Origin of the sequence: Flavobacterium sp. LAR06 (assembly GCF_041946075.1) — a bacterium.
Classification (GTDB): domain Bacteria; phylum Bacteroidota; class Bacteroidia; order Flavobacteriales; family Flavobacteriaceae; genus Flavobacterium.
Map to the genome: position 1 here is coordinate 224,211 of NZ_JAUTYT010000009.1, position 18,061 is coordinate 242,271.

At 35.9% G+C, this 18,061-nt stretch carries 7 protein-coding genes; 5 read left to right on the forward strand and 2 right to left on the reverse strand.

What is annotated here, in order from left to right; all coding sequences use genetic code 11:
• Positions 1-72: 72 nt before the first annotated feature.
• Complete coding sequence (locus Q7C23_RS14630; RefSeq protein ID WP_375033235.1) at positions 73-2,553, forward strand: TIM-barrel domain-containing protein; 2,481 nt, start codon at positions 73-75, stop codon at positions 2,551-2,553.
• Between the two features lie 344 nt (positions 2,554-2,897).
• On the opposite strand, the gene Q7C23_RS14635 is transcribed toward Q7C23_RS14630, so the two are convergent.
• Together Q7C23_RS14635 and Q7C23_RS14640 are read right to left on the reverse strand one after the other, a co-directional pair.
• Positions 2,898-3,914 carry an NAD-dependent epimerase/dehydratase family protein gene (locus tag Q7C23_RS14635; protein ID WP_375033236.1) on the reverse strand — a complete coding sequence of 339 codons (1,017 nt, stop codon included), beginning with the start codon at positions 3,912-3,914 and terminating at the stop codon, positions 2,898-2,900.
• Positions 3,915-3,976: 62 nt separating this feature from the next.
• Complete coding sequence (locus Q7C23_RS14640; protein WP_375033237.1) at positions 3,977-4,552, reverse strand: Crp/Fnr family transcriptional regulator; 576 nt, start codon at positions 4,550-4,552, stop codon at positions 3,977-3,979.
• 881 nt (positions 4,553-5,433) lie between these two features.
• Between Q7C23_RS14640 and Q7C23_RS14645 the strand changes: the two genes are divergently transcribed.
• The 4 genes from Q7C23_RS14645 to Q7C23_RS14660 all read left to right on the forward strand — a co-directional run bounded on the left by Q7C23_RS14645 (position 5,434) and on the right by Q7C23_RS14660 (position 18,036).
• A complete protein-coding gene (locus Q7C23_RS14645; RefSeq protein ID WP_375033238.1) occupies positions 5,434-7,326 on the forward strand; it encodes a T9SS type A sorting domain-containing protein in 1,893 nt (630 codons plus the stop codon).
• Positions 7,327-7,568: 242 nt separating this feature from the next.
• Positions 7,569-17,210, forward strand: a complete 9,642-nt coding sequence (locus Q7C23_RS14650) for a SpvB/TcaC N-terminal domain-containing protein (RefSeq protein ID WP_375033239.1) — start codon at positions 7,569-7,571, stop codon at positions 17,208-17,210.
• Positions 17,211-17,234: 24 nt separating this feature from the next.
• Complete coding sequence (locus Q7C23_RS14655) at positions 17,235-17,636, forward strand: hypothetical protein (RefSeq protein ID WP_375033240.1); 402 nt, start codon at positions 17,235-17,237, stop codon at positions 17,634-17,636.
• A gap of 76 nt (positions 17,637-17,712) precedes the next feature.
• On the forward strand, positions 17,713-18,036 hold the full coding sequence (locus Q7C23_RS14660) for a nuclear transport factor 2 family protein (RefSeq protein WP_375033241.1): 324 nt from the start codon (positions 17,713-17,715) through the stop codon (positions 18,034-18,036).
• Positions 18,037-18,061: the final 25 nt, after the last annotated feature.

Genomic DNA, 18,061 nt, shown 5'->3' on the forward strand with positions numbered 1-18,061 from the left:
TGGTAGTAGCATTTTTTGGCTTATAAGCAGTAAGTAAAATAGATAGAAAATAATCATTTAAAATTATAAAGTATGTCATTAAAATTTTCTTTATTATCAATAATAATATGTTTTGGAAGTATAGATAGTATAGCTCAATCTTATGAAAGAACAAATTTAGGGATAAAAGCTTCGATTCATACTACAGTAGTGGAAATGCAGTTTTACAGTCCTGAAATAATTCGAATTATAAAATATCCTGCTGGTAAAAAAAAGGATAAAAAAAGCTTATCAGTTATTAAAGTTCCAGAAAACACAAAGTTTACTATTACTAAAATAGATAACGTTATATCTTTGAAAAGCAAGAGTATTGAAGCCATTTTAAATTTAGAAAATGGAAGAATATTTTTTCAGACATTTGATGGAAAGCCACTATTAAAGGAGAAAGAGTCAGGAGCACTTTTTACAGATTTTAATGATTCAGGAATTAAAACGTACAGCGTAGCACAATCTTTTATTCTTGATAAAAAAGAGTTTATTTACGGATTGGGGATTCTCCAAAATGGAAAAATGTCTCAAAGAAATCAGAAAATCCGCATGGTACAGAATAATACTTGGGATTTTGTTACTTTTTTCCAGTCAGATAAAGGATATGGACTTTTTTGGGATAATTACTCACCGACCGACTTTAGTGATTCTAGTGAAGAAACCTCTTTTAAATCAGAAGTAGGTGATGGTATAGATTATTATTTTATGAAAGGCAATAATGCTGATGGTGTTATAGCCCAAATGCGTGATTTAACCGGCCAGGTGCCGATGTTTCCTAAATGGACTTTTGGCTTCTGGCAAAGTAAAGAGCGTTATAAAAGTCAAAATGAAACTGTTGAGGTAGTGAAAAAATATCGCGATCTAGGTGTTCCATTGGATGGTATTATTCAGGATTGGCAGTATTGGGGAGATAATTATCATTGGAATGGAATGAGTTTTTTAAACCCTGAATTTTCAAACCCCCAACAAATGATAGATGATATTCATAATTTGAATGCACATTTGCTTATTTCGATCTGGTCTTCCTTCGGCCCAAAAACGCCACAATTTCAGGAGATGAAAGATAAAAATATGTTGATGGACTTTCAGACATGGCCACAGTCAGCAAAAGAGGTATGGCCGCCAGATATGAATTTTCCTTCAGGTGTAAAGGTATATGATGCATATAATCCTGAAGCAAGGGATATTTATTGGAAATACCTTAACAAAGGCTTATTTTCTTTGGGTATTGACGGTTGGTGGATGGATTCTACAGAACCAGATCATTTAGATAGTAAGCCAGAAGACTTTGACAATATGACATTTTTGGGATCCTTTAGAAAGGTCAGAAATGCTTATCCATTAATGAGTGTGGGAGGAGTTTATGACCATCAGCGTGAAACATCATCTGCAAAAAGGGTTTTTATCTTAACACGTTCAGCTTTTGCCGGGCAACAGCGCTATGGAGCTAATACATGGTCGGGGGATGTGAACTCTTCCTGGGAAAATCTACGAAATCAAATTCCTGCGGGATTAAATTTTTCTCTATGTGGTATTCCATACTGGAATAGTGATATTGGTGGTTTTTTTGCAGGTGCCTATAATAAAAATGGGAATATCGGTTCGGGGTCCAAAAATTCATCGTACCAGGAACTATACTTAAGATGGCTGCAGTTTGGAGCATTTACCCCAATGATGCGTTCTCACGGTACAGATATACCAAGAGAAATATATCAGTTTGGACAAAAAGGAGAAACGATTTACGATGCTATTGAAAAAACAATTCATTTACGTTATTCGTTATTACCCTATATTTACTCAAATGCATGGAAAGTCACAAATGGACAGTCTAGTATGATGCGTGCTTTGGTGATGGATTTTGATAAAGATGAGAAAGTCAAAGATATCAGCAATGAATATTTATTTGGTCAGTCCGTATTGGTAGCTCCTGTTGTTAATGCACAGTATACTCCTGAAGTAATTGTAAAAACTAATGAAGAGACAGGGTGGAATAAAGTAGAAGATAAGGACAATCCTAAAAACCTCGAAATAGACTTTAGTCAGAAAAAATCAAAAAAGATATATCTTCCTGCTGGTACTCAATGGTACGACTTCTGGACTAATATTAAATACAATGGCGGTAAGGAAATTGAAAAGGAAGCAGGTATTGATGAAATTCCTTTATATATTAGGGCAGGCAGTATTATTCCTTTTGGACCTAAAGTGCAATATGCTAATGAAAAGAAATGGGATAATCTTGAAATTAGAGTTTATGAAGGAGCTGATGGTGTATTTACACTTTATGAAGATGAAGGAGATAATTATAATTATGAAAAAGGGAAATACGCAACAATTACATTTAAATGGAATGATTCAAAAAAGGTTTTAACAATTGAGCAACAAAAGGGAGAATTTATCGGAATGATAAAACAACGGCAGTTCAATGTTGTGAAAGTTTCTGCAAATCCTGACCAGCAAAATAATAACAGTACTAAATTTAGTAAAGTTGTTGATTATACAGGAAATACAATTTTAGTTAAGCTGTAAAAAGTTATGGTGAAAGCAAATCACTAAATAGATGGCTGCGTTAAATGTTCAGTAGAAGAACATTTAATAAACGGAAGAAGTGAGTCCGTAATCACATTCGAACCTAACTGTGAACCTCCAATAATCATTGAATTTTTAATTTCACAAAATCGTATATGCCACAATTTTGCCACAAAACTTAGACTTGTGATATATTGTAAAAAAATCACCTTGACTTTTTGTGGCAAATTAGAGGGCAATTCCCGTTTTCTTATGGAAAGAATAAAAACGCTATAAAACACAAAAGTTTAATTTATTCCCTTAGCTCAACTTGCACAAAATCGATATTACATCGTGTAGCATTCTTATCGATTAGCACTCTTTTTGTTTTCCTGTAAATATAACATCGCTTCTTTGACTGCTTGTATTGAGTTTTTTGGACTAAAACCCAATTCATTTCTTGCTTTTGTGATGTCAAAGTTTTGTTGAAGTCCTGAAAACATGGCGATATCTTTGGTACTCAATAAAGGAGCTTTTCCATTTACCTTACTACCAATTTCCATAAACCAGGCAATCATAAATAATATTGGTTTTGGAACTGCCATAGGAAGTTTTATTTTTAAATCCGGAAATAACTCCTTTGCAAGTTGTGTTGTTTCTTTTATGGAAGTACACTTTTCATTTGCCAGGATATAACGTTCGCCATTTTTTCCTTTTGTTGCCGCTAAATAACAACCTTGAGCAACGTCTTTTACATCAATCCAATTCAAAGTGATGTTTGTTTCAACAGGTATTTGCTTTTCAAGAATTAAAGAAATAATATTATAAGAAACGCTTAAGGGGTTGAAAGCAGTGCTGCCAATCATTGCCGATGGTAAGACGGCAACCAGTTCTATCTTGTGCTTTCGAGACAATTCAAAAACTAGTTTTTCGCCGTCATTTTTTGAATTGTAGTACATATCCCTGCGGTCAGGATTCTGTCCATAACTTTCTTTTGTAGGGAGTTTGGAATAATTTAAAGCTGCAATAGAACTTACATACACAATTCGTTTTACGCCAGCTTCTGCTGCAGCTTCAACGATATTTTTTGCGCCTTCAATATTGACATCATAAATTTCCTTTTTTGGGTCTTTGGCCCAAAGTTTAAAGACTGCTCCAACTGCGTAAAATATTTCTACACCTTGTAAAGCATTTACTAAGGACTGTTTGTCAGAAATATCAGATTGTACGACTTCACAATTTAAGCCAATAAAGGGTTCTTTGTTTTTGATGTTGCGAACTGAAGCTCTTACTGGAATACCTTTGTCGATAAGTAATCTTACCAAGTTGTTGCCGAGATGTCCATTTGCTCCTGTAACCAATGCTAAATTTTTCTGTGCCATTTTATTTGTTTTTATTAAGGCACAAAATTGGGAGATGATTTTTTTTAAATACTTCGCAAATGTTACTTAATTATTTGCTTTCTAATTCTGCTCAAACTTTTTGGGTTCATTCCTAAAAACGAGGCAATGTATTGAAGAGGAACATTGTGTATAATTTCAGGATAGTTTTCAATTAATTTATTATAACGCTCTTCTGCCGTTAAGGTTGCTAAATCTTTTGAGCGGTTTTCGTTGTATGTAAGTGATTGCTCAAAGACCCAAAGACTAAAATCTTTAAAAGCTGCACTGTTTTGAAGAAGGGAATCCAAGTCAATTTTTGCAATTCTCAAAAGTTCACATTCAGTAATGCATTCTACATTTTCATTAGATTTTGTCTGGTTGATAAAATTGGAATAAGAAGTAAAAAATCCTGGCGGGCAGTTGATGTGCGTGGTAACTTCATCACCAAAATTATTATAATAAAACAGTCGCATAAAACCCGATAGGACAAAGTAAAGATATTTTGGGACTTTACCCTCTTCTTCAATAATGCAATTTTTAGGGAATAATACTGGTCTAAAATACTTTTGGCATAGTTCTTTGTCCTGGTCAGTGAGTACAATTTTGGTACTTATCAGGTTCAATAATTGGTCGTACATTTGTTACTATTAGAATATTTGTTGGCTTTTTAGTCTACTGTTTGATTGCTTTTAAAGTTTTTGATTTTCAATCGGTTGTGGGTTTAATAGCAGGGTGTTTTTCGGCCAGGCAAAAATACGATTAAAATTATTCAATTTAAGTTAGATTTTTGGTCAATTATAAATGCAATAATATATGCTTCCCTAATAATGAAGTATTGGTAAATATATTTCCCTTATCCGTTTTTATTTTAAAGACATGAACTTGATGCTAATACATTCGAACCCAAACTTCTTAGTATTTGATTTTGCTGGATTTCTAATTTTCAAAAACACCAAGTGCTACGATTTTGCCACAAAACTTAAGATATGTGAACATGTGGTAATAAGTTAGTAAAACGCTTTTGTTTTGCGGCAGAAGGTATCAACTCAAAATTTTGAATTTATAAAACTTGTAATAGAATCTTACTATTAATCAATAATTCACCTCAACTTTGAGTGCAGTTCACATGGCATTTATTCTATTCTAAAGTTTAAAAGAAAACTGTAAAAAAAGCTTTATTACATAAGACTTATTGAATCAGGTTAGTATAAAATTATTGGTTTCAATCATATAGGTTTTTAACTGATTTTAGAAGTAATTAATTCGTTTTAACAAAAAAAATAATAATAAAAAAACATTTTTTATTAATAATGATAGTAAAAAATCAAAATTACTTTTATAGATTCGCAGCAGAATTCTTATAAAAAATTACAAGAATTCTTTTTTATCTATCGGAAAAGAAAGTAGGTGCTGTTGGAACGGGTAAGAAATTACATTAAAATCCCCAAATTTAATTGTTCTATAGCCTATGAAACAAAGTTACTATTTTTTGATTATTAGTTTTTCTACCATTATTTGTATGGGTCAAACTAAGAATTTGCCAACACATCGACTTAATAAAAGTAATTTAAACGAGCTGCTAGTAAAGAAGCAGGTGGATTTTACTTTTATTACTGGAGCGGATTCAGACAAGGAAGAAACCTTAATTAATTTTAATCCCATTATTTTAGATTATAGTAAAGCGAGCTCTTTGCGGATAAAACAAAAAATAGAAGAACTTTCAAATGCAACTTACTTTACCGTTTATGTTTCCGATAAAGTTCTGCCCGAACAAGAATTATGGAGTGTTAAAGCCGCTAATTCTACAGTAGATTTAACCAACAAAGTAGTTGTAAATGGTAAAGAAACGATTCCTTATGAGGGAGGTAAATTAGACGCACCTACTTTAAATTCTTATACGAAAACTTTCGATGCAAGAAACAAAGTAAATAATGCTACTACTTTTATGGAGTTTGGAAATTTTTCTGGAAAAGAAAAAAAAGCTTCAAAAGGGATTTTGGCAGAATTAGTTATATACAATAAAGTGCTAAGAAATAAAGACAAGCAAGCTGTAGAGACAGGACTGGCATTAAAATATGGTATAACTCTTACCAACTCAAAAGATTATCTTTCTTCCGATAAGAAAATTATTTTTGATGTAGAAGATGCTCCCGCCTTTGTTAATCGTATTGCTGGTATTGGTAAAGATGAAGCTCTTGAACTGAATCAGAAACAATCTCATAGTACACAAACAGAAGGTATAGTTACCATTGGGGTTGATGAAATTGCTACATCCAATCAGGAAAATAAAGGCATTATTGAAGATAAAAACTTTTTGGTATGGGGAGATAATAATGCTCCATTAACGGCAGGTATTCCCACCGAAAATTCTTCTTTGCCACTTTTGCAAAGAAAATGGCTGATCAAAGCCACAGGCGACCAGGCCAGAGCATTATCTACAATTGTTCAGTTTGATGCAAATGCCATTTTTAGCGATTTGAATTTAGATCTAAAAAGATATTTATTGGTCATTGATAAAAGTGGGAAAGGAACTTTTCTGCCAGAGAATCTACAGTATTTTCCGGCTTCAAAAATGGATGGAAATGCCTTAACATTCAGTGACGTACTTTGGGATACGGATCAATCAGGGACAGATGTTTTTACATTTGCACTAAGTGAAAAATTAGAAGTGGCTTTAGCAGAAGAGGTGTCAGAAGTTTGTGTTTTTGGTGAGAATGGCATCTTGGATTTTAATGTTAGTGGGGGTATAGCGCCATATACTTTTGAATTGCTTAAGGATTCTAATGTGCTCACTAGCTGGGAATCTAAGGACGGTACTTTTCCTGATAATAAAATTTCAAAGTTAGGAACTGCCAATTACACATTACAAGTTACAGATCAGGTAGAATCTAAGAAAAATGTATCTTACTTACTCACTAATCCAGAGTTAGTTGCAATTGACTTAGGAGCTAATAAACGTTTCGCTATTGAGCAATCAGAAATGGTTTTAGAGCCGATAATTACATCCAATAATCAAAACTTAAAATACCATTGGACTTCAGATAAAGGTTTTTCAAGTGATGTTATGAATGCGACAATCACTGAGCCGGCCACCTATACATTAACTGTGACAACAGAAAAAGGTTGTACAGTTTCCGCTTCGGTTACAGTAGATTCAAATTATGCTACTTCTTTTGTATTGTATCCCAATGAATCTTCAGACGGGAATTATAATCTATCGGTTGTTTTGGCAGAGCCCCAGGATTTTACCATTGCCGTATATGATATGTCAGGCAGAATGATATCCACTTCAAAAGCAAATAATAAAACAAATCACATTATTCGTGGAAAGAGGATTGGATCTTCGGGGGTTTATGAAGTAGTTATTTTTAATGAGAATTTTAAAATAGCCAAGAAACTCATAGTCAAATAACTTTAGTTCCGAACCAGTAAGCCTAAAATACTACTGTATGATTTGTTGTGATAAAACGAATCATTATCAAATTATAAAAAAGCAAAACTTTTTTGGTTGTTTTCTTTGAAAGCCATTTCTAAGGGTTTTCACAAAAACATCATCACTATCTAACACAGATAGCTAAAAGGTATTAAAATTAATTTCGGATGTTGTAAAATTCAAAAACAACGATCAGGCAAAACCATAAAAATAGAATATAGATGAAAAAAATATATTTCATACCATTACTCCTTATTTTCAATGTGCTATTATGTGGGGCTATTACAAAAATAGATGAAACTCCAAGTAAGACAAAAAAAACTAATACTAAAACAAAATATTATCCCGCTTCACATAAAGAAGGATTTATCGGTACTTTTGAGGACAAACCTTTAGATAGTCCTTCAGACAATGTTTTTACGGTTTCAGTAAGTGAATTGCCAAAAGCCGATGAAGAGGTATTTTTAACTTATGAATTGTACGGGATCTCCAATCATACGGGCATTTCAAGAAGTATCAACGGTCAACTCTCGGTAGGGGGATATTTCGTGACACAAAATAAATCATGGAATCAGCAGGAGGAACAGTTAAAAATCGATTGGTTAAAAAAAGGGGAAAACAGCATTCGCTTTACTCTTCCTGATCAGGCTAAATACAATTACCGGGTTAGAAATTTAGGAATCGTTATTAAAAAAACGGGGATACAGGGCAGAAGCGTTATTGTCAATCAGCCTGTTAGTCAGGAATACAATAATGGTTTTGGTTATGTAAAGGGTTTTATTCAAGGCAAAGGCAGCGCACAAGCTACTGTGTATGTGGATGGGATACAGATAAAAGCTCTCGGTTCAGAATTTGAGACCCTTATACCAAAAAAATCAACTGAGACTATATGGGGAGCAACGCTAAAAATTGTGTATGCTGACGGTCAAATCATTGAAAAACAATTAACTTATACAACACCGCTTACTGCAGATTTTCAAAATAAAATTACTGTTCGTTCGGCAGATGCAGTTGTACGGGTATATACTCCTGAAAATTTATTTCAATTACAGTTAAAAGGAGTTGCAATTGCAATAGAGCCACAATCATTAATAAGCAAAAACAATATTTCTTTTACGGCTTTACGCGATATAGATTTACCAGCATTGGATGGAATGATCGTAAATGTGACTAAAGAATATCAGGGATATCGGTTAGCTGCCCAGGGAGAGCAATTCAAAAAAGAAGCTAAAATCTCTTTAGAATATGATCCGAATAAAATTCCTGATGGATACACTGAACAGAATGTAAAAACCTATTATTTTGATGAGATAACTAAACATTGGGTAGCCTTAAAAAAAGACAGCCTCAATTCTACAGCTAAGTTAATAGTGTCAAAATTAATGCAGGGTGGAGATTTAATCAACGGAGTAATTAAAGTTCCGGAATCTCCGGAAACAGCGGGGTTTACTCCAACTTCCATTAAAGACATCAAGGCTGCTAATCCTTCGGTAGCGGTCAATACGATAAACCCTCCTTCTGCCAACAATATGGGTAGTGCTAATCTTGGATATCCTATTGCTTTACCAGCAGGAAGACAGGGAATGCAGCCGCAACTGGGGATTCAGTATAATAGTGTCGGCGGTAGTGACTGGCTTGGTATGGGATGGAATTTAAGTATTCCATCGATAAGTATTGATACCAGATGGGGGGTACCCCGTTATGACCCCGCTTTAGAGACTGAAACCTACTCGATGGGAGGAGAGCAACTAGCCCCGGTGGCTCATAGAGGTGATTATGTGCCAAGAACAGGTGAAAAACAATTTTATCCTCGTATTGAGGGAAGTTTTAATAAGATAATCAGACACGGTGATAACCCAACGAATTACTGGTGGGAAGTGACCGACAAATCCGGTTCAAAATATTTTTATGGCGGAACTCCCTCATCAGGAATCAAGGAGAGTGCTGTTTTAAAAGATGCTGATGGAAATATTGCGCATTGGGGATTAGTTGAGACCCGTGATTTGAATGATAATTTTGTTCGTTACCACTACACAAAAGTGCAGGACACAGGAGTACAGGGGGGAAATGTAATGGGTTACAACACCTACATCAGTAAAATAACTTATACCGGTAGCGGAAGCAGTGAAGGGAAATATGAAGTTTTATTTACCCGTGACAGAGAATTAGGAGAATCCAAAAGAAAAGATGTAAATATCAATGCACGCTATGGCTTCAAGCAGGTAACAGCTGATTTGCTTCGCAAGATTGAGGTAAAGTTTAATGGTCAAAAAATAAGAAGTTATGAGCTAACATATGTTCAGGGCGCTTTTTATAAAACCTTATTAAATAAAATTACTGACTTTGATGCTGCTGGTACTGAGTTTACACATCATGATTTTGAGTATTTCGACGATGTGAAATCAAAAGAAGGTTATCAGCCTTATACGTCAGAAGAAAATTGGAATCCTCAAGATGATAATGTAAAAGGAGATTTTTTAGTCAGAACAGGTGATTTCAATGATAATGCCTCTGCTATAAGCGGTTCTAAAACCTCAGGAGGTGGATTTGGACTGGCCTTAACTGTTGGAGGCGTAAATGGCTCATTGTACAATAAGCTGCAATCAGTGGGAGGTAATTTTGGGTTTAGCCAAAGTAAAGGAGAAGGAATGTTATCATTGATTGATATTAACGGAGATAATCTGCCGGATAAGGTTTATACCAATGATGGCGTAATCAAATTCAGACCCAACCTTTCAGGACCAAACGGCAGTGTGGTTTTTGGGGAGGAAAAGACCGTTTTTGGTATTGGTAATTTTTCTACATCTAAATCTGAAACCTTTACCTATGGAATTGAAGCGCATTTTGGTGTATTTATTGGACTGCAAAAGACCGATACAAAAAATACAGTGAAAACCTATTTTTGTGATGCCAACGGAGATGGATTAATGGATATCGTACATAAAGGAATAGTATATTTTAACCATTTAAATGACGGAATCCCAACTTATACACAGTCAAGCGCAGATACGCCAAGTGCTCTGGGTTCATCCACTACAGGGATTGATCCAGGATTAATTCAAATTGATCCACAGGAGATAGAGAAATTAAAAGATCAATTTCCTTTGCATGATGTTGTAAAAATGTGGGAAGCGCCTTATACAGGAGTTGTTTCAGTTGACGCCCCGGTGTCTTTAGATCCAAATGCACAGTCAGTAGATGGTGTTAAAGTTGCTGTTCAGCATAAAGGAACTGAGTTATGGAATGCGACAATTGCTGCAAGCGATTTTAGTATTAAGAGTCCTGTACTGAATGATATTAATGTTATAAAAGGCGAACGCATCTATTTTAGGGTACAATCCATTAAAAACGGAGAAGCTGATATTGTAAACTGGAATCCAACCATTACCTATGCACAACATACTGCAGATTTAACAGATGCTGATAATTTACCTATTTATCAATATACAGCATCCAAGGGTTTTATTGTATCGGCTAATCAAAGCCTGGGTATGCCAGTTGATGGAAGTATTGCTATTGAAGGGGTTTTTGAAAAACCAATTACTTCTGATGATGTGACAGTGTCAATCATTAAAACACAGGTAAACGGGCAAACACAAGTTGTCTGGCAAAATACGTTTTTAGGTACACAAACAGTTAATCAGGCTATTATTTTGAATGTTACTGTACAAAAAGAAGAAGGGTATTTGTTTGTAGTAAATTCAGATTCCAACATGGACTGGAAAGCACTTAAATGGACACCAAGAGTATATTACACCGCTTCCACAGATCCTAATCTAACTACAGTTACCAACGCAGATGGAAGCGCCATGCTTGAATTTTTTCCAGTGGTAAATTATGATTTGTATGCCAGATCAATCAAACCTACTGCTTCCTGGAAAGCCCCTCAGGATATGTCAGTAACCTTTACGCCTCAGCTGGCACTTAACATGCTTCAAAACCCGCTTCTTGACGGGCATGTAATGTTGACCATAAAAAAGAATAATACCCTAATGGTCAAACAAAACATTACAATTGATGATAATGTAGCCATTAATGCAACCCCTGTCACTTTAAATGTTGTAAAAGACGAGGTGCTATATTTTGATTTTTATACAAAAGACATCCCTGTTGCAGAAAAAATAACAGTTTCTAAAGTAATTGCAGTTATAAACAATGCAAACAATGATACCTTTACAATAGAACCTGGTCTTGCTACTGTTGATAACTCGGTGATTTTTGGACCAATGTATCAACATTGGGGACAGTTTGGGTATAATGGTAATAGAGATAGGGCCAATGCGCCAATAAATGAAGCCGAGCTAACCCTGGAAACTTCAAATCAGGGGAATATAGATCTGGGAGGAGCCTCAACTCCTGAGCAAATGGAGAGCTCCTATGACAGTCAGGGCGGACAAAATGTAAGCGAGGCTAAATTTATAATGATGCTGCCTGATAATTTAAATAAAACATGGAAAGGGCAGGATGATAAACATTGGGTAAACCAAAACAGTATGTCAGCTTCACGTCTGGGGATGGATGATTTAACCATCGAGAATCCGGCAACCAATGGAGGGGCTGGGGCCAGAGGTATTGATAAAATCACAAAATCATTTAGTTTAGGCTTTAGTGCTAGTGTTAGTGGAGGTGGCGCAAGTGCCGGTGGAAGTGTGGCTTCCGGAGAAACTAAAAATATTACTGATTTTACTGATTTAAACGGAGATAGATATCCTGACATTATAACCGAGGACAAAGTACAATTCACAAAAGCTAATGGAACATTTGAAGGTACTGCCAGAAATGTAGGTACAGGTTACTTTGAAAAAACCAATCACAGTTCAGTTGGATTGTCTTTAAATGGTAGCCCGACAATGTCAAAATCAATGATTAGTGTTTCAGTTCCAATTGGGACAGTTGATTCGACACCGATTTATAATGATGACAATACCAGGATTATTGGAGCAACTAAAGAGAAGGAAGCGTCAAATTCTCTTGGAATCAGTGCCAGTGTATCGGTTAATGAAGAAGATTCTTCCCATACTTTTATGGATATCAATGGAGACGGCTTACCTGATAAAATTTACAAAGGAGGGGATGTAGCATTAAATTTAGGTTACAAATTTACAGCCAGGGAAAAATGGAATTTTAGTACAATTCGTGATGGAAAAGGCGAAGACTTTAGTGCTGGATTAGGAATGAGCCTTTATGATAACAGTATCTCTGGAGGTATTGGTCTGAATATGTCATTAGCCCATGCCAAAACTGCCTTGCAGGATATCAACGGTGATGGCTTGCCGGATTATTTTGACAAGGATAGTCATGTGGTTTATTTAAATACCGGAAATGGGTTTATTCAGGCATCCTGGAGTGGAATTGATGATATTCAGGAAACTGTTTCTGTAGGTGAATCAGCCAACGTGGCTTTCACTGTTTGTATACCTATCCCGGTTCTTGGAATCAGGATTTGTATTAACCCAAGTGTAAATGTGAGCCATAGTGCCAGCAAAGAAAAAATCAATTATTCCGATATCGACGGTGATGGATTCACAGACATACTGACTTCTAAGGAAGACAATGAGCTAACGGTAAAACGCTCTACCATTGCCCGTACCAATCTATTAAAAGAAGTCAAACGTCCTATGGGAGCGAGCTTCAGTATGGATTATGCCCGCATCGGTAATACGTACGACCAGCCAAGTGATGTATGGGCTTTGACTAAAGTAGAAATCAAAGATGGTTTCAATGGAGACGGTCCGGAATCTATGTTGAGTACTTTTGAATATGAAAATGGAAAATACGATCGTCATGAGCGCGATTTCTACGGATTTAAAACTATAAAAAGCCATCAGTTAGACACCCAACAGACCAATGTGGTATATAGAACTATTGTTCAGGAGTTCATCAATGACAATTACTATGAAAAAGGAAGCCTGCAGAGTGAAGTTTTGGAAGATGCTGCCGGAAACTTATTTACTGAAACCTTAAATATCTACGAATTAAAAGATATAGCCAGTGGAGCTGTGCTTCCGGCAAGTTTCAAAACCAGTGATACAGGTAAGGCATTCCTGGCATCGGTAAAAACGCAAAAGAATTTTTATGAAGGTGGACCTGGTGCGCAAAAAACAACCAAAAGTACCTACCAATACGATACTTTGGGTAATGTTACGCATTTTACCGATTTTGGAGATGAAGGCGCCGATGATGATATTTCATCGACTATTACCTACCACAGTATTCCGGATAAATATATTATGGCAACCCCTAGCCGGGTTATTGTCACAGGCAATGGGCAAACCCTGCGTAAAAGTGAAACCTCGATTAATACTCTCACAGGGGATATTACCCAAATCCGTAAGTTTTTGCAAAATGGTAATGCAGCAAAATATGATCTGGAGTATGATAACTATGGAAATCTTAAAAAAATAATCCGTCCCGAGAATGCTAATGGGGAACGTTTGGATTTTCAATATGAGTATGATCCTGAGGTGCATACCTATACTACTCATGTGAAAGATGGTTATGGATATAGTTCAAGTTCTACTTATGATTATAAGTTTGGCCAGATGTTATTGAATACGGATTTAAATGGCCATCAGATGCGTTATGAGATCGATAACTTGGGACGTATCACAACCATTACCGGACCATTCGAACTGCAAGCTGGCAAACCTTACACAATTGCTTTCGAATACCATCCTGATGCTGCTATTCCATGGGCAAAAACTAAGCATTATGATCCTGCCCATATCGATAATAATATCGAAACGGTAACCTTTTCTGATGGCCTTGCACGTAGTATCCAGGTCAAAAAAGATGTTGATTTGTATACAGCGCCACAAGCTGGAAATCAGGAAAATATGACGGTATCGGGTCGTGTAATGTACGATGCATTTGGTCGTGCTATCGAGAGCTATTATCCGGTAAGTGAACCAAAAGGAGGGGAGGCAGTTTTTAACCCCGCTTTTGATAATATCGCACCAACCAAAACAACTTATGACGTATTAGACCGAACACTATCGGTTACTTTGCCAGACAATGCGGTTAGTACTATGACGTATGGTTTTGGAAACGATCGTGAGGGAGCTCTACAGTTTAGTACAAAAGCGACGGATCCCAATGGGATCTGGAAAGAGAGTTATACCAATGTAAGAGGGCTAACCAAAGCCATTCAGGAGCAATACAGCCAGGGCAGTAACGTTTGGACAAGCTTTAACTACAACGCCATTAATGAATTATTAGTTGCAAAAGATGACCAGAATAATGAAATTAAATCCACTTATGACTGGATGGGCCGTCGTACCAAAGTAATCCATCCCGATGCCGGGACTTCGATTTTCGAATACGACCTGGCTAACAATATGACCAAAAAGTTAACTGCTAATTTAGCCATAGGCAATACACCAGTAACTTATACTTATGAGAAAGAGCGTCTGGTAGCAATTAATTATCCACAAAATCCGGTAAACAATGTAAAATACACCTACGGTAGTGCAGGAGCTAGTGATAATCGTGCTGGTCGCATTTTGCTGCAGGAGGATGCCACTGGAGGACAGGAATTTTTCTACAACCAGCTAGGAGCGGTTACCAAAAATATGCGTACTATATTAATTCCCGGAGCCGCCCCGTTAACATATCAAACCCAGTGGACGTACGATACCTGGAACCGTGTAACGGAGATGTTGTATCCTGATCAGGAAAAAGTAACTTACAAATACAATCTTGGTGGACTACTTGACAGTATGAAAGGCGTAAAAGCAAGTACCCAGTATAATTATGTGACCCAATTGGGCTACGATAAGTTTGAGCAGCGTGTCTACTTAAGCTATGGTAACGGTACAGAAACTACATATAGTTACGAACCTGAACGCAGAAGATTACACAATATGGTGGCCGAAACGGCAGCCAACCGTAAAATGATGGATAATGTATATACCTACGACAAGGTAAATAACATTTTAAATCTAAAAAATAATGCCGAAATACCAGTGAGTAACCTTATGGGAGGAAGCGCCCAATACGATTATCAGTATGATGATTTATATCGATTGACCAGTGCTGCAGGAAACCATAAAGGAAGTAATCATGAAAACCGCTACACGCTGGCCATGACATACAACTCAGTACACAGTATTATAAAAAAAGAACAAGTGCACCAGTTTAAGGGATATGATTCTAACGACTGGAGCCCACGTAACAAAACGACTTATAATTACGACTATGCATATGGTCAAACCCAGCCTCATGCACCAACCAATATTGGCGAACAAACCTATACCTATGATGCCAATGGAAACCAAACGGGATGGACAGATGATGTCAGCGGACAAGAGCGTCAGATATTATGGGATGAAGAAAACCGCATAAAAGCCATTGCCGATAATGGGCAGTTGTTCAGTTACGTGTATGATGCCGCAGGCGAAAGGGTACTAAAAAGTAGTGGCGGCGGTCAGAACGTTGCCATAAACGGAAGTAAAAAAGCAGGCAAAGGCAGCATCGGTAATTTTACAATTTATGTGAATCCTTATGTGGTGGTGCGTAACAGTATGGTAACGAAGCATTTTTATATTGAAAGCCAGCGCATTGCTACCAAACTAACTGAAAGCAATGAAGGTTTATTGCAGGGTAACGCCGGGAATAATAAAATTGACTATAGTAATAAACAGGCGAAACTGCAGGGATATTTCAATAAACAATATGCTGATTTAGATATTGAGTTGGAAAAAGTAGAGGGTGCAGCCGGTAATAGCGGTAACACCCCACCGGGACAAAGCAATACACCTCCTAACGGAAATGGAAACGGAAACGGAAACGGAAATAATAATGGAGGAAATGGGAATGGCAACGGTAACAATACAGAAGCCTTCGTTTTTTACTACCACCCGGATCATTTAGGAAGTTCTTCGTATATTAGCGATGCCAACGGAGAAGTTTGCCAGCATCTGGAGTACTTTGCCTTTGGAGAAACGTTCTTAGAGGAGCATAGTAATACGGAAAGAACTCCTTACCTTTTTAATGGGAAGGAGCTAGATGAGGAGACAGGATTGTACTACTATGGTGCTAGATATTATGACCCTAGAACAGCTGTATGGCAGAGTGTGGATGCTCCTTTAATAAATGGTAAATATTTAAGTTTTGATCATGATGGTGGGGTACTTAATAGTTTTAATTTGGCTGCTTTTGCATACTGTAGGCAAAATCCAATAAACTTGATTGATCCAGATGGGAATCAATATAATAATAGTATATTATTAAATCCTGTTACTATAAATAGAGTGTCCTTACAATCAAGGGCTCCTGTATCATATACAGAAACATATTATCAGTTTACTAAATCTACTTCACATTTACTGAGTTTAGTGAGTGGGGTTAATGAAAGGAATATTGGAAATGCAAAAGTTAAGTTTATATATACTCCAATTGGTGGCGGTGGGCTGACTGAAGGATCTAGTTCAAGTAATGCTAATATTAATATTTTTTGGAATAATCCAAAAAAAGGATTTGTTTATAATACTAACGCTTCTTGGTTTAAAGGTTTTCTTGGCTTAATGGCACATGAAGTTGGTCATATACCACAAATTGATAAAGCAGGTAGTAATTCTTCTCATATTTTAGGTTCAATAGGAGAATATGCTCGAAATTTTGTTACTCCAGGCGAAGATACTCATGATGGGAGGTATGCTACTAAAGAGCATGAAGCAGATGCAGGAGAAAATAATTTTACAAATTTCAATAACTTTGTTGATTTATATTATGGAGGTAAAAAAGATAGTGGTGTCCTTAAAAAATTATTCAATAATAAAAATAATACTCAAGATGATATTATTGGTCGGATAAATCAATGGTGGGCAGAGTATAAAAAACAAGAAGGACAGAAAAAGAACTAATTAGTACTATTAAATCATGTAATTATGAATACATATAAATTTTGGATGATTTCATTTGCAATATTACTCTGTTCTTGTACTGGTCATGATATGTATTACGATATAAATAATCAAAAATTAATATCCTGTAATAATAAAAAGTTCAGAATGCTGGAAATCTCAGGCAAGTCTGATGAAGTATCATTATTTTGGTCAGACACAGTTCAAGATGCCCCTAAGATTTTGAGTTTAAATCATATTCCCAAAGAATATGAAATAAGGACAGGTGGATTAAAAAGGAATAGACCATTTTTTTTAATACCTAATGAATCTTATCTTATTATAAAAAGCGGAAGTGGAGAATCCAATCATAGCATCCGAATCTGGACAAACTCAAAAGGTAGCGTTTATAAAACTACTCATCCACAATGTGGAATGAAAGAATAATTATCAGTTGTCAATCCAGCTATAATGCGGAAATTCTTCCCGTGTTCTCAAGAATGTAAAAACATTCTATAGCGCAATGGTTGTTGGCATTTATTCGTATTATTGCGAACGATGTCAGGTTTTAGGAATGTTGATTATATCGGTAATGTATTGCTTTTCAGAAAGTGCAATAGTATTTGATGAAGGAAAAAATTATACCAGCAAAAAAGAAATAAAAAACTGGATAGAAAAAAGCTCAAAAGAATACAATACTGTAATGAAACCGATTGAATTTGAAGGAGATGCTGAAAAGGGAAGTTTAAAAGCAGAAGTATTCGGAACCTTCCCAGGCAGTCCAGTGGTTCTTACCTACAATTTAACGTTTAAAGGAAAGCATATAGAATCGTTGAAAATTAATTAAAGCTAAGGAATCAGACCTTTAAATT

What these genes read in the sequence shown, in the direction of transcription:
- Q7C23_RS14660 (WP_375033241.1), top strand. Translation starts at nt 17,713, where the DNA reads ATGGTTGTTGGCATTTATTCGTATTATTGCGAACGATGTCAGGTTTTA.
- Q7C23_RS14655 (WP_375033240.1), top strand. Translation starts at nt 17,235, where the DNA reads ATGAATACATATAAATTTTGGATGATTTCATTTGCAATATTACTCTGT.
- Q7C23_RS14635 (WP_375033236.1), bottom strand. Translation starts at nt 3,914, where the DNA reads ATGGCACAGAAAAATTTAGCATTGGTTACAGGAGCAAATGGACATCTC.
- Q7C23_RS14645 (WP_375033238.1), top strand. Translation starts at nt 5,434, where the DNA reads ATGGGTCAAACTAAGAATTTGCCAACACATCGACTTAATAAAAGTAAT.
- Q7C23_RS14640 (WP_375033237.1), bottom strand. Translation starts at nt 4,552, where the DNA reads ATGTACGACCAATTATTGAACCTGATAAGTACCAAAATTGTACTCACT.
- Q7C23_RS14630 (WP_375033235.1), top strand. Translation starts at nt 73, where the DNA reads ATGTCATTAAAATTTTCTTTATTATCAATAATAATATGTTTTGGAAGT.
- Q7C23_RS14650 (WP_375033239.1), top strand. Translation starts at nt 7,569, where the DNA reads ATGAAAAAAATATATTTCATACCATTACTCCTTATTTTCAATGTGCTA.